Consider the following 21,103-nt stretch of genomic DNA (forward strand, 5'->3'; position numbering starts at 1 on the left):
GTTGCCGCCTTATCCATCATGCCGCCTGCCAAAGCCACGGGCCTGAGCCTGGACGTCACCGCCGACCTGCACAAGTGGCGGGCCTTCCTGGCCATCGCGGAACTGGGCAGCATCTCGCGCGCCGCCCTGTACCTGGACCAGGACCAGTCGGTACTGAGCCGCCGCATCAACGCACTGGAACGCGAGTGCAATGCGCGGCTGTTCAATCGCACCGGCCGCGGCGTGCATCTGTCCGAGGTGGGCGAACGCCTGTTTCCGCTGGTGCGCACGCTGCTTGGCGACGCCGAGCGGCTGGAACTGGAACTGAACGGCGAGGCGCGCGAACCGGCCGGCGAAGTCACGCTGGGGCTGCTGCCGTCCACCGCGCATCCGCTGATCCGGCGGCTGTTCTCGCGGCTGCGCAAGCAGTTCCCCAAGGTGCACCTGAAGATCCTGGAAGGCTCCAGCGGCCAGATCGAAGAATGGCTGACCGACAGCCGCGTCGACATCGCCATCCTGTACCGCTATGGCGACAAATGCCCGCCGGGCGAGCAAGCGCTGGCCTCGGTCGATTCGTATCTGGTGGGCGCGGCGGGCGATCCCCTGACGCGCGGCGGCGAAGTCGCGTTCGAACAGCTGGACGGCCTGCCCTTCATCCTGCCCGGCGCGCCCAACGGCCTGCGCAATGCGCTGGACGGACTGGCGCGGGCGCGCAAGATCACCATCGCGCCGCTCATCGAGGCCGATTCGCTGCCGCTGATGAAGTCCATCGTGGAGCACGAGCACATGTACACGGTGCTACCGCTGCACGCGGTCTGGCAGGAGGTGCAGGAAGGCCGCCTGGGCATTGCCGCGCTGCGCGATCCGGCCATGGGCCGCATCATCTCGATGGCATTTGCCCGCGCCAAGGGGCCCGGCCGCACCGTCACCGAGGTGGCGGCCCAGATCCAGAGCCTGGTGCGCGAGATCGGCGGCGAAGGCGTGTGGCACGCCAGCCCCTGACGGGGCAGGCGCCTCAGGCGAAGCCGTACAGCCGCGCCGGGTTATCGACCCACACCTTGCGGCGCAGGGCATCATCGCCCAGCCAGCGCTGCGCCACGGCCACCAGGGCGTCGGCCGAGGGCGCCGACTCACCCATGCGCACGAACGGCCAGTCCGAGCCCCACAGCACCTGGTCGGGGTTGGCGGCGACGAAGGCGTCGTGGATGAAACGCGCGTTCTCGTAGTCCGGCGCGCTGCCCACGCGGCACAGCGTCAGCTTCAGCCACAGGCGGCCATCGGCCAGCAGGCCGCGCAGCAGCTGGAACGCCGGATCCTGCTCGCCACGCGCGGGCACCAGGCTGCCCAGGTGGTCGATCACCAGCGGCAGGTTCAGCCTCGCCAGCGCCGGCAGGTGCCGCAGATAGGTGTCGCACGGGGCCCACAGCTGCGCGTGCAGGCCGAATTGCTTCATGCGCGGGGCCAGCGCGGCGACCTGGTCGAAGCCGACGCTGCCCGGAAACAGGTTCCCGGCCGGGTCGCGCGCCTCGACAAAGCGCAGTCCACGCACGCCGCCGTCATACAGGGCCTGCAGTTGCGCGTCGCTGACCGACGGGTCGGCCACCGCGATGCCGCGCAGGCGGTCGCCGCCCTGCGCCAGGGCGTCCAGCAAGGCGTCGGGATGCGTGCCGTAGGGCGCGGGCTGCACCAGCACGCCGCGTGCGGCGCCCAGGATGTCCAGCATGCGCAGGTAGCGCTGCGCCGGCGCGTCGGGCGCGGCATAGGACGACGGATGCCAGAGCGGAAAGCGGTCGTAGGGGCCGAACACGTGGCAGTGCGTGTCGCAGGCCTGCGGCGGCAGCGGCTGGGCGGGGGCCGCCGGCATGCGTGGCGTCTCGACGCTGTCGGGCACGTAGGCGCTGGCGGCGGTCATGCCTTGCCCTGCCAGGCCAGCGGCGCCAGCCGACTCAGCGCCGGCCGGCCATCCTGCTCGGGCACGTCCAGCGGCGCGGGCGCGTCGTCCGGCATCGGGATCTCATGCGCGTTCAGCGTCATCGACACCATGGTGTAGTAGCCGATGACGGCGGTCAGCTCGACCACGCCCACCGCGGCCCAGCGCCGCACCGCCTCGGCATAGAGCGCCGGCTCGACCTGGCCGGTCTCCTGCAACTGGCAGGCGTAGGCGTAGACGATCTCGTCGTCGTGGTTGTCGAAGGCAGGTTCGCGGCGGGCCTGGATGGCGTCCAGCACCGCCTCCGAAATGCCGGCGGCGCGGGCGGCCTGGGCGTGGATGTGCCATTCGATCTGGCTGTTCCAGCGCCGCGCGGTGACCACGATGGCCAGTTCGCTGACGCGCGGCGGCAGGCTGGTGCCAAAGCGCAGCAAGGCGCCCAGCGCCTGCCAGCGCTCGGCCAGCTCGGGATTGTGCAGCGCCGCGCGCAAGGGGCCGACCAGCCGGCCGCGCGGGCCGGAGACGATGCGTTCGTAGACGCGCTTCTGGTCGTCGCTCATGCTGTCGGGCGTGGGCAGGGGAATGCGGCTCATCATCGTCCTTCGCTCAAGGGGTTTCGTCGGGCTGGCTGCGCTGCACCGAGGGCCGCGCACTGAAGTCCTGGTGCCAGGCGGCCAGCGCCGGATGGCCGTCGCGCCAAGCCAGGTCCGGGAAACGATAGTCCAGATACGACAGCGCGCAGCCGATGGCGATCAGGCCCAGGTCGAAGCGGCTGGCCCGCAGCGCCGGTGCCTCGGCTTCCAGCACGGCCAGCACGGCGCGGGTCTTCAGCGCGAAGGCATCGAGCCAGGCTTGGGTCTGCTTGTCGACCGGTTTGTTGCGCTCCTGCCGATATAGCAGCAGCGCGTCCAGGAAACCGTCGCCCAGCGCCTGGCGGCGTTCGGCCAGCAGGCGCGCGGCCGGGTCCGCCGGCAGCAGGCCGGCGCCGGCCAGGCCGTCCAGATAGGCGCAGATGACGCGCGAGTCGTACACCGGCGTGCCATCGTCCAGCACCAGCGTGGGCAGCTTGATCAACGGGTTGTCCGCCACGAGGTCCAGGTTGGGCTTGTCCATCGCCACCGGCGTGCGCACCCGCGTCACGCGGTCGGCGATGCCGGCTTCGTACAGGACGATCATCACCTTGCGCACGAAGGGCGAGCGCGGCGACCAATGCAGTTTCATCAAAAGACTCCCTATGGATTCGAAATCGTGACGCGCGTCAATGGCCCTGGGCCGGCCGCAGCGCCGGATCGTTGGCGGCGTCCGGCGCGCGCATCTGGAACAGGTCGCTGGTGTGCGCATACCAGCCGGCGCCGTGCATGCGGCCCAGCAGGCGCAGCGCGGGCGTGTCCACGTGAAAGCGCTGCGCATCCAGCAGCGCGTCGTCGCGCAGGTACAGCGCCACCACCCGCGCCAGCACGATGACCCGCTGCGGCGCGGCATCGAGCACCTGCCACACCCGGCATTCCAGCGCTGCCGGGCTGAGGGCAATGCGCGGCGGCGCAACCACCCGCGAGGGTTCGGTCGCCAGCCCGGCACGGGTCAGCTCATCCACCTCGGACACGTAGTCCAGGCTGGTGTGGTTCATCTGCGCGGCCAGCTCGGCCGACACCAGGTTGATGACGAACTCGCCGGTCTCAAGAATATTGCGCGACGTGTCTTTGAGCTGACCGCCGCGCGGGCCGATGCCCAGCGCCACGATCGGCGGATCGCTGCTGACCACGTTGAAGAACGAGAACGGCGCGGCGTTGCGTTGCCCCAGCGCCGACTGGCTCACCACCCAGGCGATGGGCCGCGGCACCACCACGCTGGACAGCAGCTTGAAGGCATTGGCAGCGCTCAGTTCGCTGAAATCGAAATTCATGGATGTGGCGTCCCTCTCGTCCTCATTTGGCCAGCAGCCCCAGCGCGCCCAGCAGTCGGCGCATGGCGGCCTGGTCCTTGGCGACGTAGGCCTCCGCCTCCTGCGGCGACAACGCCATCAACGCTATCGCCTGATCCTGCATCACGCGGCGGTAGTCGGGGTCGCCGTTCACGGCGCGGACGGTCTCGCTCAGCGTGCGCACGATGTCGGCGGGCGTGCCGGCTGGCGCCCCCTGGCTGTACCAGGTGGCCGCGTCCCGGCCCGCCACGCCCGCCTCGGCCAGCGTCGGCACGTCCGGCAGCAAGGGCGAGCGCTTGTCCGCCGCGTAGGCCAGCGCCACCAGGCGCCCCTGGCGGATGAACGGCAGGCTGGCCGACAGGTTCAGCATGGCCAGATCCGTCTGGCCGCCCACCACGTCGTTGATGGCAGGCGACGCGCCGGCATAGGGAATGTGATTCAGTTGCACACCCGCGACCTGCTGAAACAGTTCGGCGCCCAAGTGCGTCGCGCCGCCCACGCCGGCCGAGCCGTAGCTCCACTTGCCCGGTTCGGCCCTGGCGCGGGCGATCAGCGCCGGCACCGAGCGGATGCCGCGCGACGGATTGACCACCAGCATGATGGGCTGCACCGCCACCACCGAGCAGAAGGCGAAGCCCTCGACGCCGTCGTACACGGTCTTCTGCATCAGCGGCGTGACCACATGGCCGGCCGAGGTGCCCAGCAGCAGCGTGTAGCCATCCGGCTTGGCGCGCGCCACGAAGCCGGTGCCGATGGACGCACCGCCGCCAGGCTTGTTCTCCACCACCACCGGCTGGCCCAGGCGCTTTTCAAGCGCCCGCGCCAGGCTGCGCGCCACCACGTCGGCGGGGCCGCCCGCGGCATAGGGATTGACCAGAATGACGGGCCGGTCGGGATACGCCGCCATGGCAGAGGCGGCAGCGACGGACAGCGCAACCGTCGCCAGCAGGGATCGAAGCATCGTACGCATGGGAGTTCCCTAGTCGGGCCGGGGCCTCAATCGGCGCGCGCGCCGGACTGTTCGATGATGCGCGCCCATTTCGCCGTATCGACGCGGATGCGTTCGGCAAAGGCCTCGGGCGTGCTATGAGTGGTCTGGATGCCATAGCCGGCCATGCGCTCGACCATCTGCGGCGACGTCATCACCGCATGGATGTCGGCATTCAGGCGATCGATGACCGGGCGCGGCGTGCCCGCCGGCGCCAGCACGCCCGACCACAGGCTCACCTCGTAGTCCTCGAACCCCGGCGTCTCCGACATCGACGGCACGTCGGGCAGCGCCGCCAGCCGCTGGCGGCTGGTCACGGCCAGCGCCCGCACCTTGCCCTGCTTGACCTGCTCAATGAAGTTGGACGAGGTGTCGATCATCATCGAGATGCGGCCGGCCAGGAAGTCATTGATGGCGCCCGAGGTGCCCTTGTAGGGAATGTGGCGGATGTCGGCATGCGCCGCCGTCTTGAACATCTCGCCCGCCAGGTGGCTGGTGGTGCCGTTGCCCGACGAACTGAAGGTCAGCTCGCCCGGCCGCTGGCGTGCCAGCTCGGCCAGCGCAGCCACCGAATCGACCTTCAGCGCGGGGTTGACCACCAGCAGGTTGGAGGTCAGGTTGGTCAGCGACACCGGCGCGAAGCTGCGCTGCGGGTCATAGCGCAGCTTGGGATACAACGACGGATTGATGGTCAGCACGCCCATGGTCGAGTACAGCAGCGTGTAGCCGTCGGGCGCGGCGCCGGCCACGGCCTCGGCGCCGATGGCGCCGCCGGCCCCCCCACGATTTTCCACCACGACGGTTTGGCCCAGCTTTTCGCCCAGCCCCTGCGCCAGCGAGCGCGCCATCAGGTCGGTGGCCCCGCCGGCCGGAAACGGCACGATCAGTTTGACCGGCCGGTCGGGATACGCCCCGGCCGCCACCGCCGCCGATACTAGGCCCGCACCGAGCCACAGGCTGACCGCGGTCAGCGCACTTGCCATTCTCATGCTGTCTCCACCCTGGGGGTTCTTGTGTTTTCAGCATGGTAGGCGCGGCGCACAGACGGCGCTATGCGCAGGACCGCATATCTGCTTTGCTCGACATCGGGGAATGGGGCGGCAGCGCGACTACGGCGGGACTGGGGAGGCCGCGGTGCATCCAACGCTGGGCGTCATCGCCGAATATTGGCGCCGCGCCTGAATGCCGGCGCACAACCTCATTCAAGAATCCGTTTGAAGGCGCCTTTCTCAGAGATCGGCGACATCGCGCAGCCGTACGCCGGAGAAATTGGCCGCACGCAATGCGTCAAACATCGCGCGGTCGCAGATGGGAGGCGCGCCCATGCGATCCTGGCGGAAAATATGGGCATCTCCGATAACATCCTTTCTGAACACCAAACTGGCCCCGCCGACGAGGCTATAAAGCTTCTCGTCCTCGCCGGTCTGGTCATTGTGGTCGAGCTTGATCCTCACGCGAGAAGAGGCTTCATCCAGGGCATCGAGTCTGCGCAGCACATTGCCCAGGTAGTACCGAGGACCGGGGCTGCCGTCAGCAAGGCTGAAGTCGCAGGCCACAAATGCAAACGCCTCGGCGTCCATTTGTTCAAACAGCTGCTTCAAAGGCTCGGACACAACCCATATGCCGGCAAGCTCTTCCAGATCGCGTGGCATTGCGCCCTTCTCCGGTACATGGACCAGGTGAGGACGCTCCGGATACTGATTAGGCGTTCCGTCAGGACGCGAGACGACGTGCATTCCCGGATGGATCAGCTTCGCTTCGTTGGCGATTGCTATGCCGGGAACCCCGCCGTTGCCCGGGAAGCTGGCGTCGATCAGGAAAAATTCGCCCTTATGGGAGGCGGCTTCGGCTGAAATTTCAGTGGCGGGCGGTTCGGTCACGGTGGCTTCCGTCATGGCGGGTAAAGGGGTCGACTTCGCTGAAGCCAATCTTGATGAATCCTTTTCGCTCTGAGTGAGCGGGATAGACATAGCCTGCGGCAGAACTTCGTAGCTGCCAAGCAATTTTCGAGGAATCCCTTTCTGCAGCAGAAATTTGACACAGATCGCTGATTTAAACCAATACGAGTACGGTCGGCTTTAACCGGAGTTGCAATTCTGGGCCGGAATCACTGGCTGGAAGACCGCACTGCGTCGGACGCGGCCCGTCGCCGACGTCCGCTCGCGGCCAAGAGCGGTCTGCCGCCAACTGGGCAATAATCTAGTGCTAGGCGAACTTATGGAACCTTGGAGCGCAGCATGACGGCGATCGCCATTTGGCTTAACAATGAATTGCAAGAGCACCCGACACTGTGGGTCGCCGCAGACAGTCGTATCAGTGCATCGCCGACGGAAAGAATACTGCTTGAGGATGGCGCGAAGATTTTCCCTCTTCAGATTATTTGCCGTGAACCTGGAGAGAACGGTTTCTTTTCGAAGGTCAGCTATTTCCATTCGATTGGCTTTTGCTTCGCCGGCAACACTCTTATGGGGCAGAACGCATATCTTTCACTTGCTCCACTCCTCAACAATCTAACATCGCCGGCAGGACACGCTCCTTCGATGGCCGATATTGCTCAATATGTTCATACCTACCTGCAGCTTACGTTCGACGACTACAAGGGTCGAGTGGGGGAACATGCCATATTCGAGGCGGCTATTTTTGGCTATTGCCACTCAATAGAAGCGCTCGCGATTGTTCACTTCAGGCCCCAGATCAGTGACGGCATGTACGTGCTTGGCGCCTCGGCAAAAAATGGAATGCGGACTGGCGAATTCCTGTATTTGGGGGACAAGAAGGAGCTGATGGCGAGAAGACTGTCTGAAGCACTGTCGGGAGCGTCCTCTCCGGGAAGACCGATTAGCAGGATGCCGCGCTACGTTATTCAGGACTGCATCAACGACGAGTCATTCCCAAGCATCGGAGGAGACCTTCAACTCGGCGTCGCCAGTTCATTCGGCTTTCAACCATTGACGCTATGCAAGCCTCGAATTGTCGGGCAGCCTGAAGCCTACCTGAGCTACCTTGGCAGGGAGCTGACGACTGAGCTCTCGTACGTCGGCGAAGCTCGAGTTGGTTGCCCAGCAATCGTTTAGCGCTGTGTCACCGAGTACCGCTTGCGCTTGTCCAGCACCGGCCAATAGCAGTCCGTGCCGAATCACGCAGGCCATGAACCATCTACCGAGCAGACGGCTCGATGAACTACTTCAGCCACAGGTCGATCAACTTTACTGCGTGCAAATGTATCGCGGCGCGGTCGACCTCGCTATCGACATTCCGAGCCAGCGCGGCTGCCGCGTCTGTGCCATGACCCATGACCGGCAACCCGGGCGTGGCAAGCGACCCTGGTGGAACTGGAGCATTTTGAGCGCCGATCTGCAAATGACGACGGAGCGAGATGTGCTAATTGTTCGCCGAGTTGGCATGCGAGATGGTGCCGCTGCGCTAGCGTGCGCTGGGCCGCGTATGGCAGAGCGGCCGAGACGCTGGCCAGGCGGATTTATGCGCAGAGCGGCCGCCAGCCCCGCACCCCAGCACGACAGGTCCGTACGCTGACGCACGCACCGGGCTCGCGGGCCAGCACCAGGCCCTCGCTCCGAGCAGAAAGCCCCCGCCCACGACCCCGTCCCCACGTCAAGCCGCGCATGGATTCCCGCATGCTGGCCACCACACGCACGACGTTGTCCATCGCCGCGCATGGAAGACGCCGGCAGCAGCATGCGACCATCCGCGGTCGGCGATAGCCTACGCTATTCGCGTCTGAATGTCCCGAAGCCGAGCCAGAGCGGCCTTCAAATTACGAGAATAACGTCCAATTAAGGCTCGTCGTGTGGAAATTCACTCGCGTTCGCAATCGTTAAGCTGTGGGTCCGACGAGAGAGGAAATTCCGAATGAACCTAGTGTTGCTGCCGGACAGCGGACAAAAACTCCTGGAACATTACTATGCGAGCGCGCTGAAGAAGGCGGTCGAACTGTACATCGTATCGGCCTACCTGACCCATTGGGAGGCACCGGCAAAGCTAAATGATGGCTGCGACGCGTTTCGGTTCATTGTCGGCAAGGACTTTGGCATCACGCGTAAGGAGGCTTGCAAAAAGGTGATGCAGTGGCTGCCAAACCGCCTCGGTGGGCAGTTCATGGTCGCAGTAGACATTGACGGTTTCCATCCTAAGGCGATGTTTTGGCGCGAGGGTGATGGAAGCCTTCACGCCTTGGTTGGTTCGTCCAACTTGACCGGTGCTGCGTTCTCAAGGAACCATGAAGCAAACGTCTACTTCCAACCAAGCACGGCTCAGTTTGCTGAAGCACGCGGTTGGATAAAGAAAATGGAACAGGCGTGTATCAGCGTGTCGGAAGACTGGCTCAAAATCTACCGAGAGGCTCCTCAAGGCGGACCGATCGGTCAAAAGGGAAAATCTTCGTCCGAGGAACTGCTTGAGGCTTTGAAGCTACCGCGGATTGCTGGCGCGGCCGCGATAGTGCGCAGGCGCCGGCAACAGATAGAGAGCTATTCAAGACACAGGGCTGGGTTGATGCAGATCTTCAGAGCGTCCGCCGAAAGGCGCATGTCCAACCATGATTTCTACGACGCATTGCCCGAGCATTGGAGCTCCGAGCTCAACGATCGTCTGCAAGGTGCGGGTTGGGAGCGTCAAGGCAAGGCGAGCGACTTTCACAAGCTCAGTCAATCCTTTCTTCGCATCGTCAATTCTCCCTCTTCAGAACGAGATGACACCGTCGTGAGGGAGATCGACTCGCTGAGCAGGCAAGGCGTCCAGTCTCGCGGCGCATTCTTGTCCGAAATGCTATGCCTTAGGTTTCCGAAGCTGTATCCAGTGAAGAACCAGCCTGTGTTGGCTTTCTTGACAGACATTAAGTTCCGCGGGCCGCGAGGCGCGTCGGAAGGTGTGGCCTATGTGGATCTGGCCCAGCGCCTTCGCATGGCATTGCGTGCCAACCCGCGTCACCCCGCTAAGACGCTTGCAGAATTGGACGCGGTTCTTTGGCTCGCTTATGGGAAAAACAGCCCCGCCAAGCGTTGACAGTGAGGCCCCGCCCCCTGGGGCGAGCCAAACTTCGCTATTTCGGAGCGCGGGATTACGTCACTGCTCCTACCAAGCATCCCATGGAATGTCTTCAAGCTCATCGCCTAACTCGTAATCGTCATCTATATTTGCTGGCTTTCCGAACATCTGGGTCAACATATCTTGAGTGTAAAAGGCAAGGCAGGGAAATGAGCCGGCGTTAAACCAGCTCGCAACGGAAATCGGCGCGCCGGCGAGGCAACTCTGAAGTGCGCCGCGCACGTCGTGTTCTGCTTCACGCGGGTCCATCGTGAACCACTCGGAGTGGGGGATAAGATCAGGGTCATCTAGCGTATATGCGGGACTACCCCCGTGCGAACGAATGTGCTCTTGAAACCTAATCCGCTTTTCTGCAAACCAACTATGCACATACTTTTCGACTTGCTTGATTTTTCCCTTCGATTCGGGAATGAAAAACGCCCCAACCATTGCTAAATATGGGTCGCCGCATCGGAGCTTCGCCAGCCGATCAATAGGGTTGCCTTTGGTCTTTCCGATCTTGACCCTGTCTCCGTCGCTGCGCGTCATTATTATGTAGATCCACCCTCCAGGCGCTATTGCTGGAACCGTCTCCATCATGTAGATCACCCCTCAATGGCAGAATACGAGTTTGTCAATTTACCCCTTCCTGTCGAAATCAAAGTTGTGCCTCAAAAAAGCTCCCCGGTGAGGGCGCGACCACATGGGAGCTTATCAGTAATTGAATGACCGGAAAGCGGTCGGCAGCGGCCTTTCTCTGAGGCTGCTTCCGACTCTGAAGATACCGTCTTGGCCGTCAAGTAGAAAAAAGCGTAATCAGGCCTGTAAGGCTGTCGCGTCTTGAGCACGCCGAAGCACAGATGCACCACTTTGCGCGTGCAGGCGCCCAGAGCCGACATCTTGGTCTTGCCCGCGGCCAGCAACCGTTGATACAACGCCCGTACATGAGGATTGTGTTTCGAGGCGACGACCCCAGCCATGTATGCCAGCGCCCTGACGTCGGCAGGACCCGCCTTGGACATGCGGCTGCGCCCACGCAAGGATGTGCCTGACTGCCTCTGACGGTCAAACCGCCGACGTTCGCGCCGCTGGACATTAGGGTCGAGTGGCGCGTTCTGCCGCGCAAGCTGATGTACGACATTCTGGAAATTCCTGCCGAGCAGGAGCGCCTGGAAACCCAACTCAGTAACGTGTGGGAGAATGACGATCCGCCTGAGCACGGCGACTTCTTCATGCATCGGCAGCGCGACTACGCGGCCCTCGGCTTCAAAGTTTCAGGGATCGCCAAGCGACTCCGAGAGTTCGCCCATATGCCGATCGAAGAACATGCACCTGGAGCATGGAACCGTGATGTTGCGATGCAAGACATTATCGGCAGACTCGACGCAGAACGAGCGGCTAATCAGAATCGTCAAGCTGAGTGGCCTGATCCGCCTGTCGAAGTTCATTGAAAGTGCAGACGCCAAACCATACAAATTAACGACTTATTGAGATTTGGTTCATCCACTTTGTTCGCCGTGGTTCATTTAACATGGGATTCTCGTCCAACAAGTTCACTGAACTTGCTCACAGAACATCCTGGCAGGGGTCACGGGTGCCTCGGTCCACCCCGTCGCTCACTTGGACAGCCGCGCCTACCTCGCCCCCAGTCGCCAGCGTCGAGCCACCCCCGCGGTAGATCCTGCTACCGCGAACCTCAGCCCTGGCGGTCATCGCTCGGGCAACCAGGAGCACTGGCCGTTCCCGGCCAGGAGCGGTCATCCGGAAGGTTTGGCTGAATGCCCGCTTCAGGCTGGATGGACCCTTGCAGAATCCTTCTCCGATGGTCTGCTTCGGATATCAAGCCGTCGCTCTCGCAGAACAATAGTTGCTACCCCAAATGGCTGGACATTTCACGTCAATATAAACGATCAACGAGCAGGGACTCTAACGAAGATGACCTCCGATTTCTAAATGCTGATCACTCGGGCCAAGCCGGTTTAGAAATCATCTTCTTCTTCCTTTTCGATTGGGCTCCCATATGCATCTTCTTCGTCCTCATACTCGAACACGTCGTCAAGATCTTCGAGTTCTAACAGCTGAGCAATCGAATTGAAATTGTGGCGCTCCAGTGCATTCGACTTAGGGGTAATGAGCGGAGTTATCAATGCACCCGTATCGTAGAAGCGAACCTGAAGCTTACGAAGCTCATCAAAGTACGGGTCCGCCTTGATATGCGTGTCGGACATGCCTCCCCAGCCTCTCACCCCTGCTTCATAGCTGAGCATCCACTGCTCCTCCCATAGTGCGCTTGATGTCTCGAATGGCCTCCAGCGAGAGTGTGCAAGCGTTTTAGGTAGAGCCCCAGCTGAGTCAAGGTCCAGCAAGATTAGCGCGCAGATCGAAGATTCCATTGCCGCGACCGAGTCGACGTTCGCAGCTGTGATTTCCAAGTTAAGCTCCTTGCAGATCCACAGGCACCATGCGACCTCGCTATGGTGCTCAAGTGGGGCATGCTCTGCTATGAGCGAGTTGATGAGGCGCGACACGCGTTGCTTGCTGATTGGAAATCCCAACCTTGAATATGTGGAAAGGAGTCTTGCGATCGACTGGAGCGTGACAGGATGGGCGGAAGCAACCAGACAAAGTTGCGCTTCAAAAGCGTCCCAATTCTCCAACCGAAGAATCACTGAGCCGACGCGGCGCAGAGCGTAGACCATGACGCCATCGGTTGCATGTCGCTTGGCGAGATCACGCGCCAGTTCAAAGTAGTGGTTGATGTCTGAACGCTGCCGTTGACCGCTGGACGAGATGGCGATGCTGCGAAGTGCGTGTGTCCAGGAATCCTCTTCCAGTTCGTCGATGCGGCATATACGGGTCTTTTCGAAGTTTATTTGCAGTTCGAAATCTCTAAGGCACCGTACCAAGGCAGCGAGTGCTTTCTCTGCATCGTCCTGCGTTTCAAAAAATAGGTAGTAGTCGTCAACGTAACGAAAACCGGCGAGTTTGCCCTTCAGCTTGCGTTCTAGGTCGACGTCGATCGACGTTGCGATGCATTCGGCAATGATGTGCGAAGTATCCGGACCGATCGATAGCCCGAATGTCTGACCATCCTGGCTTTGACGAGTGGCGAGGTCCAATAGGTTGCCGAAAAATTTCGGAGTAGGTCTAGTATTCTTTTTGCTTGCTGCCTTTCCATGCAACGCCCAAGGAATGGAGTGCGTGTAGATAGTAGGAAAGAATCGTGAGATGTCAGTTCGAAGGACGTAGCGATATCCGGCGCCTTGTAATAAACGTCTCTCGTACAGAGTTTGCATGGACGGCAAGCTTGCTGCTCGATTGGAGTCGCGTCGAAATCGGGGATGGCTTGCACTAATTTTCGAACGGCGAAAATTCAAAATGATGCTGGCCCAGTTGTCGACGACGGCCTTGCTCAGGAAGGTCTGAGCAATCGGGTTTGGTAAGCCCGTCGCCCGGCGTTGATGGCCAGCGCGCGCGACACTAAACAGTTCTGACTTTGATCTTGGGGACGTCGGAACATGAGACTTAGAAGGCATAGCGGCCCATGCAGCGTACAAATTTGCATGGTGTAACGCCAGGTCGCCCGACTTGAACGCCGGCGGCAACTGGGACGGCAGGTAGCCCAACCTCAGGAGTCTTTCGATTCGGTCCATTTCATTCTATCCAGTTCATTTGATGCCACTCATCTGTCTTTATGCTTGTTCATAGAGCACTCCCAGAATCCGTCGGGCGGAAACCATCACTGGGACGTGGGTGGCCGTGTCCAACACCTCCGTTGCGACTACCATCGAGGCCCCAAGACCACCGATGGTCTCGAACTGGCGAATATGAGCAAGGCCACCGGGAAGGCGCGCGCCAACACGCTTAAAGATGCTGCTCCCATCCGCAAGCGAAACGGCGACGAGTTTGCCTTCCCATGTATCGAGTTCGCTTGGCGTCAGTTCGGCACCGCCAAGAATGATCTGACCAGGTAGTGCGAGAGGTACCGCACTTTCTTCACGCACACGATATGCGACCTCGATCTGGCCAAGTTCCTGTACTGTGTCGATCACTGTCGCTTCGCCACTACCAGATGGCGGTGCCATATCGGTGAATATGGCACCGACGACGCGGAACAGCCGAACTTTGCTTTCGTCGTAAGTCAACGTCGGGCGCGGAGTTCGAGGATCAGGCGCTTGCGCGGCGAGTGATATTCCCTGTGCGCCCGACGCCCTAAGTAGCCGACGCGCAAGCACGTTACCTTGATGCCGTGCAATTACCAGGTTTCTGTCGCGACCGGGATAGGGCTCAGCCTCCACAATAGCAACGGAGCCCGACGGAATTGCAAAACCCAGTGTCTCACCGCGAACGTAAAATAGCGCCTTTCCGTCGAACCATTCTCCGCTGAGCTGTTCGGCGGCAAAGTCCTGCGAACCGGCTGACGAGACTGAGCGAGAGAAGGCCGCAATGTCAGGACAGATCGGCACCGAAAATGTCGGCCGCATCATGATCGACAGCCCAACGACATTAGATTCAGAGGCGTTCATAGGCGCCAGCGGTTCCCGCCAACGGTGCAGCCGGAATTGCTCATGAACTTTCTCGATCCCAATTCGTAGACGAACGAAGTCTGATTCGACGTCCTTGACATCGACATATGTTATGGATGCCCGTTCATTGTGATGGGCTTTATTGAGAATACGCCTCGGCGCCGCACCATTGACCAGCCCAGGGTCGTCAACGAAACGCCGCAATATCGAATTGGAGAATAATTCCCCCTTCCCGTCGCTTATGAGCGCGCGCAGTCGATCAAGCAACGGGAATAGTGTGAGCGCCTGTGTCGATGTCGCGTGGGCCGGCTCTGCCAAATCATCGAACAAATCGCTCAGTCGTCCCTCAATAAATACGCGGAGGTCTGATGCATAATTTTGCGCTGCGGCCGCTGAATCAACATCGCTGACGAAGGCTTGCCGACGCCGGTCGACTTCCTCTACAGTTGGCGACAGGCTCAGGGTTGGATGGACGCTATTGACCGCATGAACCGAAAGATGTTGAACACGATCAGACGAGCGGTTCTCCGCAACGAGCGAACGGGCGAAACGACGATCGTGGGTGGTGACGAGCAATTGAGCGCCGGCCTGGGCGACTGCAGCAAGCCCGTGCGCCAGTCTTTGGCGGTTGTCGTGATCGAGAAGTTCCTGGGGATCATCGAGAATGAGCAGTGAAAGTCCGCCGCGCTTTGATAGCACATGCTCCCTAAATGCAAGAAAGAAGCCGAACAGGGCGCCACGCAGGGCTGAAGCGTTAGAGATGTGCTGTGCTGACGCCGTGACCCCATCTCGGCCAACCTTGAGGTCCAGCACACCGCGCGCGTTCATATCCGTGCCCGTAAGGTCGGGCGCAAAAGTCGTGGCATTGCGATAGATCGCGCGGCGCCAAAACTCTGATCTGCTATGAAGCTTGCGGCGTAGCGTGTCGACCTGCACCTGTGCTAAATGGCCGAGCGGAACCAGAAGATTGAGCGCGATTACCGCTCGCCCACATGCGGCAATACGTTCTGTCTTTGCCTCATGCTCTTTGCGTGCCACCTCCATACGGCGAATCTGTTCGCTCGCCAAGTTCAGCGGTGCGACATCTTCCACAATTGTGAGAAGCGCGCTCAACCGCCTGCCGATTGCACGCCCTGCCTTTGCATCTCCGTCGTCGCCGCGTCGCACCGAATGCACAAAGGCTGTCAGCGCGCTTCCGTTCCGCGCACGCCACTCGGCAAAGGCTAAAGCCCGAGCAGTGCGACCGATCATTTGTTGCAGTTGAACGGAGGCGGCCTGCAATGCAGACGGTAGAGATGGCGCCGGCGGCTCTACAAACTCCGGAAGTGAGAGGAGTCTCTCATCTATCAGGGAGACAGCATCTGTGCGCAACGCTGCCAAGGTGCCACGGTATGGTTCTGTTGCGAAAAGATCATCAGCCAAACCAGCGCGGAGCAGCGCGGCAGGAGAACTGGGCAGATCCTTGCGCACTTCGCCACTTATCGCCGGAGGAAGTTCCTGAAGAAGACGCCCGCACCAATACGCCGACCACTCCGCAATGGTCCGGGAAATCACCCCTCGGTTACGTGCTGCTGCCGTGAGATGGTCGGTAACGAGCGCACCCGTCACTGGATCGCACACGCCCCCCAGTTGGCCGATGCAAACGGGGCAAGCGCCGTCGTCAACATGACCATGGTCATGCATCCACTCGGACACCTTGGCATAGAGTTGCGCACGACGCGCACGATCAGGATTGGCAGCGAGGGTTGACAAAGTCTCCGCTTCAGCTTCAATTTGCGCCAGCAATGCGACGACGGTGGCGACCTCGATAGCGTCCACTTTTAGCGCGGAGAGGCGGCCAATCGATGGTAGGTCGCCAATCGTTTTTAGTCCTTCGATTGCCGGGCGAGTACTCGCCTCCAAATCGTCGCGAGCCTGCTTATTTTCCGGATCGAACCCTGTTCCAAGCACCTCTTGCGCTTCGCTAAGCGCCTTCGCTTTGACTTCAACAAAATGCTGCGCTATTTCGGCGACTCGCTCTTTAGCCCCTACAGCGTCTACTGCCGGCGGTTCGCCTTCGAACGCGATAATTGGTGTTTCGGAGAGAATTGCTGCGAGGTCGTCGACTGTTTGTTGATAGCGGCCCGCGATCTCCAGCCTTTGTTTCTCAAGCGTGGCGGCCTCGATTTTTCCAAGGCGGGCAGCCATCTTTTCCGCGTGTCGGGCCAGATCTACGAGATCCGCTAAGCCGGTTAGCCGCGCTACTGCCTCGCCCAACTGTGAGGTTGAACCGATCGAAAGGAATGGAAGCAACGCCGGCATAGTCGTGGCGATCCGCCATCCAATCGGATCAATCCCTGTAGCTTCTAAATCCGGTGGGGTTTCGTTGATCTTGCCGCGAGCTGTACGGGTTTGTGAGCGACGCAATGGCGGCAATAATGTGCCGCTCAAATCGCAAAGTGTCACTTCGACCCATGTATCTGCGGGGATCGGCTGGCCTGCAGCAGGTAGTTCGGCCGATTTGGTCGGTAATGGTGTGACCGCCGAAATGAGATGTGATGTGTCCGCTCCATCGTCTCGAGCAATTTCGCAGACAAACTCCACCGGCCCTTCCTCCGGCAGCCGCTGAGACCGGATAAGGTGACCAGTTAAGCACCAGACAATTGCATTGGCGATCGATGTCTTACCCGAACCATTTACGCCTTCCAGCAGCGTTACGGGCTTTTCCGGTTTGAAGACGAAAGACGCCGGAGGCGCACTCGCTTCGCCATAAGCATGTAACCCCGCGAAACGGTGCGCCTCAACCTTCACGAGGCGTAATACCTTGACAGCGCGGGCGCCCACTGGCTCGGCCGTTGCTTCCGTCGTTGGCGGCGGAGTGCCAATTCTATCTATGACTGCCTCCGCATCACTGGCCGACAAATTCGCCTGCCACTTGCCGCGATTCTGCCGGTACCAGTCGAGGACTGCGCGCGCGTCATCGGATGACATCGCGAATTTGTCACCGCCGCCAGTACCCACTGCACGGCCGCAAATAAGATCTGCAAGCAAGGTGTCAATAGTTAGCAAATGAATGTCCCGCGACGATGGCTCGATATCGGTCATATGCCTCCCTGGTTCAGCCATACTGTTCGCCGATTTGCTTTCGCTCAAAGCGGATGGTTTCGAAATATTACACGAGCAGGGTCGCTGGGTCTTTCACCGGCCGCTTTGGGTCGAAAGCGAGCGTCCGAGATGCTCAGATTCCGGCAACGAGCGAGAGCTTCCCAGCGCCCAAGGACCTAGGGCGTTATCATGGCCCCAATAAAAAGGAGAGACGATGGAAGACAAATCCTACCGAGCGCGTATGGTCCCGGAATTAATGGTTAAAGACCTCGAGCGAAGCCGGCAATTCTGGATCAACCTGTGCGGCTTCGAGGTCGTCTATCAGCGCGAGGAGGAGGGATTCGTCTTCTTGGACCGGGAGGGCGCACAGTTCATGCTCGAAGAGGTCCGCGGCGACGATGGCTGGATCACAGCACCGCTCGAAGCGCCTTTGGGCCGTGGCGTGAATTTTGAAATCAAGGTGAGGTCGATCGACACCCTGTACAGAAGATTACTGGACGCCAGTTGGCCGTTGTACCGGGAACCGCAAGAGCGTTGGTATCGGAGCGAGCAAATCGAGATCGGGGTCCATCAATTTTTAGTGCAAGACCCCGATGGCTATCTACTGCGTTTTTCCGCGTGGATTGGAAATCGCCCCTCGTAATACACAATGCCATTGGCTAGTTCGCATGCCAGAAATGCCGATACTTGCTGGACGTGCTCCATATCTGATTTGTGACGAAGAGCCGGTATTCCAGGGTTTCTCGTGAGGTGCCCAGCCAACGTCGGCGCTTTTCACCCTCGACAGAGGAAATTCTTGAAAGTGCACAGGGAGCAGGTTTTCCAGAAGCACAAAGAGCTAGATCAGGATTAGGCTGCCGCTCCGGCCCGATCCAAGTTGAAAACGGACGGCCACCAAGGCCTGCAAACGGCCAGCAGCGGGCATCGGTCGTCGTCATTCTTCGTTCGGATGGGCCGGTGTGCTCAACACCTTCTGATAGAACGCCAGGTCGAGCCAGTTTCCGAACTTGTAGGCGACCTCTCTGATGACCCCGCCCGGCTGAAAGCCCAAGCGCTCGTGCAGGGCGATACTTGCCCGATTGGTGGTGTCGATCCCGCCCACCATGGTGTGGACATCCCTTGCCTGAGCCTCTTCAATCAGCTCGGTCAGCAAGCGACGGCCTAGCCCCTGGCCGCGGCATGCATCGTGGATATAGATCGAGTGTTCAACGCTGTACTTGTAGGCAGGCCAAGCACGGAACGTCCCATAGGATGCAAAGCCCAGCAGTTTCCCGGATTCGTCCTCCAATCCCAGGACCGGGAAGGCATGCTTGCGTTTCGTCTCGAACCAACCGGACATGGCCTCGGGCGGGCGGGGCTTGTAGTCGTATAGCGCCGTGGAATTCAGGATCGCGTGGTTAAAGATAGCCAGCATGGCTGCCGCATGGCGTTCTTCGGTGCAATGGACGGTACGCATAAGGGGGCCTCGGGTTTCACATTAGAGTACGATTCGTCTACTATATGAGACATCTTTGAAAAAGGAAACCCGATGGCTGTTGACGACGTCATTGCACAACGCATCTCTGAATTGAGGACTGCCCAGCGGCTGAGTCTTAGCCAGTTGGCCGAGCGCTCCGGCGTCAGCAAGGCAATGATCTCGAAGATAGAGAGACGGGACAGCAGCCCGACAGCGGCCGTGCTCGGCCGCCTTGCATCGGGCCTTGGGGTCGCGCTGACAGAGCTGCTGGCCCCGGCACCCTCCCCCAACCCATTCCTGCTCCGTCACAAGGCGGATCAAACGACTTGGCGTGACCCAGCCACCGGATACGTCCGGCGGCAAGTCGCAGAACTGGATGAAAAAACCGGCACCGAGCTCATAGAAATCGAGCTGCCTGCCGGTGCCCGCATCGACTATCCACAATGGCATTCGAAACCGTACCGACAGCGGCTATGGCTGCTGAAGGGCGTGCTCGAACTGGGTTACGGCGACGAGACACGACGCCTGGTGGCAGGCGATCAACTGGACTTTGCCGTGGACAAGGCCGTCAGCTATTTCGCATGCGAGCAATGCCGATACCTGCTCAACGTGCTCCATGCCTGAATCGCTTCGGCAATCCGATGTATCCGCCTGTCTCATACACGCTCCGCTTCGGCTCGGAAGCGGGCCGTGCTCGAAGACTGCTCACAGGCTTGGCCCGGACGCCAGAAAGTACGCGTTTGAATGGCTTGCGCAAGTCGTTGTTCCAACCACGCATTCAAACGTCCCAATTCAGTTGATGAAGAACAGACCGCGATGCAATATCAGCCCCTGTGGACCTCTTGCCGACGCTCGAAAGCCTCTGGCTACCTCGGAGAATCGTGCAGACGATGCCTTTGACTAATGGCCAAGATCCGCTCCATCATTAAAATGCGACAGGATCGCCACAACCCTGAAGGTCTTTCTGAGCGACACAGATGAACAGAAGGAAAGCGTATCTTATCCTTGCCAATACGACGTTGGCGGTGTCGATTTGGGTCCCACCCACCATTGGAACGGCTTTCGCCACAGGGAACGACACTTCGTCCGATGGCGGGCCCTGGGTAACCCAGCAGTTCGATTTTTCAGCGCCCGCGTTGAATTTTGAAAGCCGCGTTCCTCGGGATGCGGCAGTCAAGATGGTGCCAATGGAACCGAAGCCGCCAAACACCATCGGCAACGTAAAGGTCATAGGAAAGATCGAGTCGGAGAAAGATGCCCCGAAGCTCGAGACAAGTATTGTGGGCTATAACCTGCAAGCGCCCGCCACAGCATTGCGTATCTGCACGTTCGAAGTGGAAGCAATCGGTTTTATACCTTCAGTCTCCACGACCTCGGACGACCTGACAGAGGCGGCCCTTCTGGCCCAGAAGGCCGAAAGCGGAAAGCCAAAGAGCGCCGCGATCGGTTATTGCTTCGCCCGCGAAAAGCAGGCGTTGGGCATTTATTTCATCGTCGATGTGAGCAGTGCCGCCAGCATGGAGGCCGCGAACGACCTGGTACGTAAAGTCGACCGAGACGCCGCTTCGTTCATTGACGGCCTGTCATGGGCAGATGGGCGGCAGTCGAGCTTCGGACGGGAAATGCAGGCGATCCCGCTTCGTATTGGCGCCAAGGACCTGACGCTTCGCATTCCGAGAGGATGGGACATTCCTATCAACGATTTTCACGGCCCGCTTCCTGCCGAGCTGCACATGGTCAGGCGTAAGGACGGAAAGGATGTCGGGTTGGTTTGGCTCTTCGTGCAAAACATGAAGGACAAACCCGACCTCGCAACAGCCGGTGCCGCTATCGTGAAGGATTATTTCGTCAAGCAGACAACGGACGCGCGAACACCGGTGCTGTTGTCGAGCGAAGAAGACAGCTCATTGAGGGACCAGGGGGCTGCCGCGCGCACCTTCCGCTTTTCCGTCGAAGACAAAAAAGGCCGAGACGCCGGCGCCATTGAGGCTTTCGTCGCATGGAAGAACGGCCAGCTTTCCGTGCTGACACTGTGGTCGGCATGGAAACCTTCTGCTGATAGAAGCTCCTTCTTCTCGCGCCTCCCGGGCCTGTCGGTCTACGACATCGTGCGGCAGGCCGTGCTGACGACACAGCCCTAGCAATTGCACCTTCTTTACGGTCATTGCCTTGACCC

18 protein-coding genes and 1 pseudogene are annotated in these 21,103 nt (G+C 60.4%); 7 read left to right on the forward strand and 12 right to left on the reverse strand.

The features are described from left to right. Positions 1 to 18 precede the first annotated feature (18 nt). Positions 19 to 981, forward strand: coding sequence for a LysR family transcriptional regulator (locus AC6LJ2_RS03005; protein ID WP_263911799.1), 963 nt, complete (start codon positions 19 to 21; stop codon positions 979 to 981). A 13-nt stretch (positions 982 to 994) separates the two neighbouring features. Here the strand turns inward: AC6LJ2_RS03005 and AC6LJ2_RS03010 are convergent, their stop codons facing one another. The 7 genes from AC6LJ2_RS03010 to AC6LJ2_RS03040 form a co-directional block, all read right to left on the reverse strand. After that, positions 995 to 1,891 carry an amidohydrolase family protein gene (locus tag AC6LJ2_RS03010; RefSeq protein WP_498150727.1) on the reverse strand — a complete coding sequence of 299 codons (897 nt, stop codon included), beginning with the start codon at positions 1,889 to 1,891 and terminating at the stop codon, positions 995 to 997. Beyond that, a complete protein-coding gene (locus AC6LJ2_RS03015; protein WP_498150728.1) occupies positions 1,888 to 2,502 on the reverse strand; it encodes a carboxymuconolactone decarboxylase family protein in 615 nt (204 codons plus the stop codon). Before AC6LJ2_RS03015 ends, AC6LJ2_RS03010 begins: the two co-directional genes overlap by 4 nt. A 13-nt stretch (positions 2,503 to 2,515) precedes the next feature. Continuing rightward, positions 2,516 to 3,130 carry a glutathione S-transferase family protein gene (locus AC6LJ2_RS03020; RefSeq protein ID WP_498150729.1) on the reverse strand — a complete coding sequence of 205 codons (615 nt, stop codon included), beginning with the start codon at positions 3,128 to 3,130 and terminating at the stop codon, positions 2,516 to 2,518. A gap of 37 nt (positions 3,131 to 3,167) precedes the next feature. Then, positions 3,168 to 3,812, reverse strand: a complete 645-nt coding sequence (locus AC6LJ2_RS03025; RefSeq protein WP_498150730.1) for a flavin reductase family protein — start codon at positions 3,810 to 3,812, stop codon at positions 3,168 to 3,170. 22 nt (positions 3,813 to 3,834) lie between these two features. Further along, complete coding sequence (locus AC6LJ2_RS03030) at positions 3,835 to 4,800, reverse strand: tripartite tricarboxylate transporter substrate binding protein (RefSeq protein WP_498150731.1); 966 nt, start codon at positions 4,798 to 4,800, stop codon at positions 3,835 to 3,837. A gap of 26 nt (positions 4,801 to 4,826) precedes the next feature. Next, complete coding sequence (locus AC6LJ2_RS03035) at positions 4,827 to 5,807, reverse strand: Bug family tripartite tricarboxylate transporter substrate binding protein (RefSeq protein ID WP_498150732.1); 981 nt, start codon at positions 5,805 to 5,807, stop codon at positions 4,827 to 4,829. A gap of 240 nt (positions 5,808 to 6,047) precedes the next feature. Then, positions 6,048 to 6,788 carry an imm11 family protein gene (locus tag AC6LJ2_RS03040; protein ID WP_498150733.1) on the reverse strand — a complete coding sequence of 247 codons (741 nt, stop codon included), beginning with the start codon at positions 6,786 to 6,788 and terminating at the stop codon, positions 6,048 to 6,050. Between the two features lie 267 nt (positions 6,789 to 7,055). Here AC6LJ2_RS03040 and AC6LJ2_RS03045 point away from each other — a divergent pair, with 267 nt between their 5' ends. Together AC6LJ2_RS03045 and AC6LJ2_RS03050 are read left to right on the forward strand one after the other, a co-directional pair. Next, positions 7,056 to 7,892 (forward strand): hypothetical protein, encoded by an 837-nt coding sequence (locus AC6LJ2_RS03045; RefSeq protein WP_498150734.1) that lies wholly within the window; start codon positions 7,056 to 7,058, stop codon positions 7,890 to 7,892. A gap of 796 nt (positions 7,893 to 8,688) precedes the next feature. Further along, on the forward strand, positions 8,689 to 9,840 hold the full coding sequence (locus AC6LJ2_RS03050) for a phospholipase D family protein (RefSeq protein ID WP_498150735.1): 1,152 nt from the start codon (positions 8,689 to 8,691) through the stop codon (positions 9,838 to 9,840). A 69-nt stretch (positions 9,841 to 9,909) separates the two neighbouring features. Here the strand turns inward: AC6LJ2_RS03050 and AC6LJ2_RS03055 are convergent, their stop codons facing one another. After that, positions 9,910 to 10,461, reverse strand: a complete 552-nt coding sequence (locus tag AC6LJ2_RS03055) for a GIY-YIG nuclease family protein (protein WP_498150736.1) — start codon at positions 10,459 to 10,461, stop codon at positions 9,910 to 9,912. Between the two features lie 209 nt (positions 10,462 to 10,670). Further along, positions 10,671 to 10,922: pseudogene (locus AC6LJ2_RS03060) on the reverse strand (transposase); the annotation flags it as partial. 69 nt (positions 10,923 to 10,991) lie between these two features. Here AC6LJ2_RS03060 and AC6LJ2_RS03065 point away from each other — a divergent pair. Beyond that, entirely contained in the window at positions 10,992 to 11,312 is a 321-nt protein-coding gene (locus AC6LJ2_RS03065; protein ID WP_498150765.1) for a hypothetical protein, read from the forward strand. Positions 11,313 to 11,840: 528 nt separating this feature from the next. Here the strand turns inward: AC6LJ2_RS03065 and AC6LJ2_RS03070 are convergent. Beyond that, positions 11,841 to 13,514, reverse strand: coding sequence for an RNA-directed DNA polymerase (locus AC6LJ2_RS03070; protein ID WP_498150737.1), 1,674 nt, complete (start codon positions 13,512 to 13,514; stop codon positions 11,841 to 11,843). 39 nt (positions 13,515 to 13,553) lie between these two features. Further along, on the reverse strand, positions 13,554 to 17,471 hold the full coding sequence (locus AC6LJ2_RS03075; protein ID WP_498150738.1) for an ATP-binding protein: 3,918 nt from the start codon (positions 17,469 to 17,471) through the stop codon (positions 13,554 to 13,556). Between the two features lie 214 nt (positions 17,472 to 17,685). On the opposite strand from AC6LJ2_RS03075, the gene AC6LJ2_RS03080 reads away from it, so the two are divergent. After that, positions 17,686 to 18,114: a bleomycin resistance protein gene (locus AC6LJ2_RS03080; protein ID WP_498150739.1), complete on the forward strand. Its 429-nt coding sequence runs from the start codon at positions 17,686 to 17,688 to the stop codon at positions 18,112 to 18,114. A 291-nt stretch (positions 18,115 to 18,405) separates the two neighbouring features. On the opposite strand, the gene AC6LJ2_RS03085 is transcribed toward AC6LJ2_RS03080, so the two are convergent. Further along, on the reverse strand, positions 18,406 to 18,927 hold the full coding sequence (locus tag AC6LJ2_RS03085; RefSeq protein WP_263911790.1) for a GNAT family N-acetyltransferase: 522 nt from the start codon (positions 18,925 to 18,927) through the stop codon (positions 18,406 to 18,408). A 72-nt stretch (positions 18,928 to 18,999) separates the two neighbouring features. Here AC6LJ2_RS03085 and AC6LJ2_RS03090 point away from each other — a divergent pair, with 72 nt between their 5' ends. Further along, entirely contained in the window at positions 19,000 to 19,551 is a 552-nt protein-coding gene (locus tag AC6LJ2_RS03090; protein ID WP_263911789.1) for a helix-turn-helix domain-containing protein, read from the forward strand. Between the two features lie 353 nt (positions 19,552 to 19,904). Beyond that, positions 19,905 to 21,068 (forward strand): hypothetical protein, encoded by a 1,164-nt coding sequence (locus AC6LJ2_RS03095; protein ID WP_498150740.1) that lies wholly within the window; start codon positions 19,905 to 19,907, stop codon positions 21,066 to 21,068. Positions 21,069 to 21,103 lie beyond the last annotated feature (35 nt).

The organism is Achromobacter sp. 1014246743 (genome assembly GCF_059760725.1).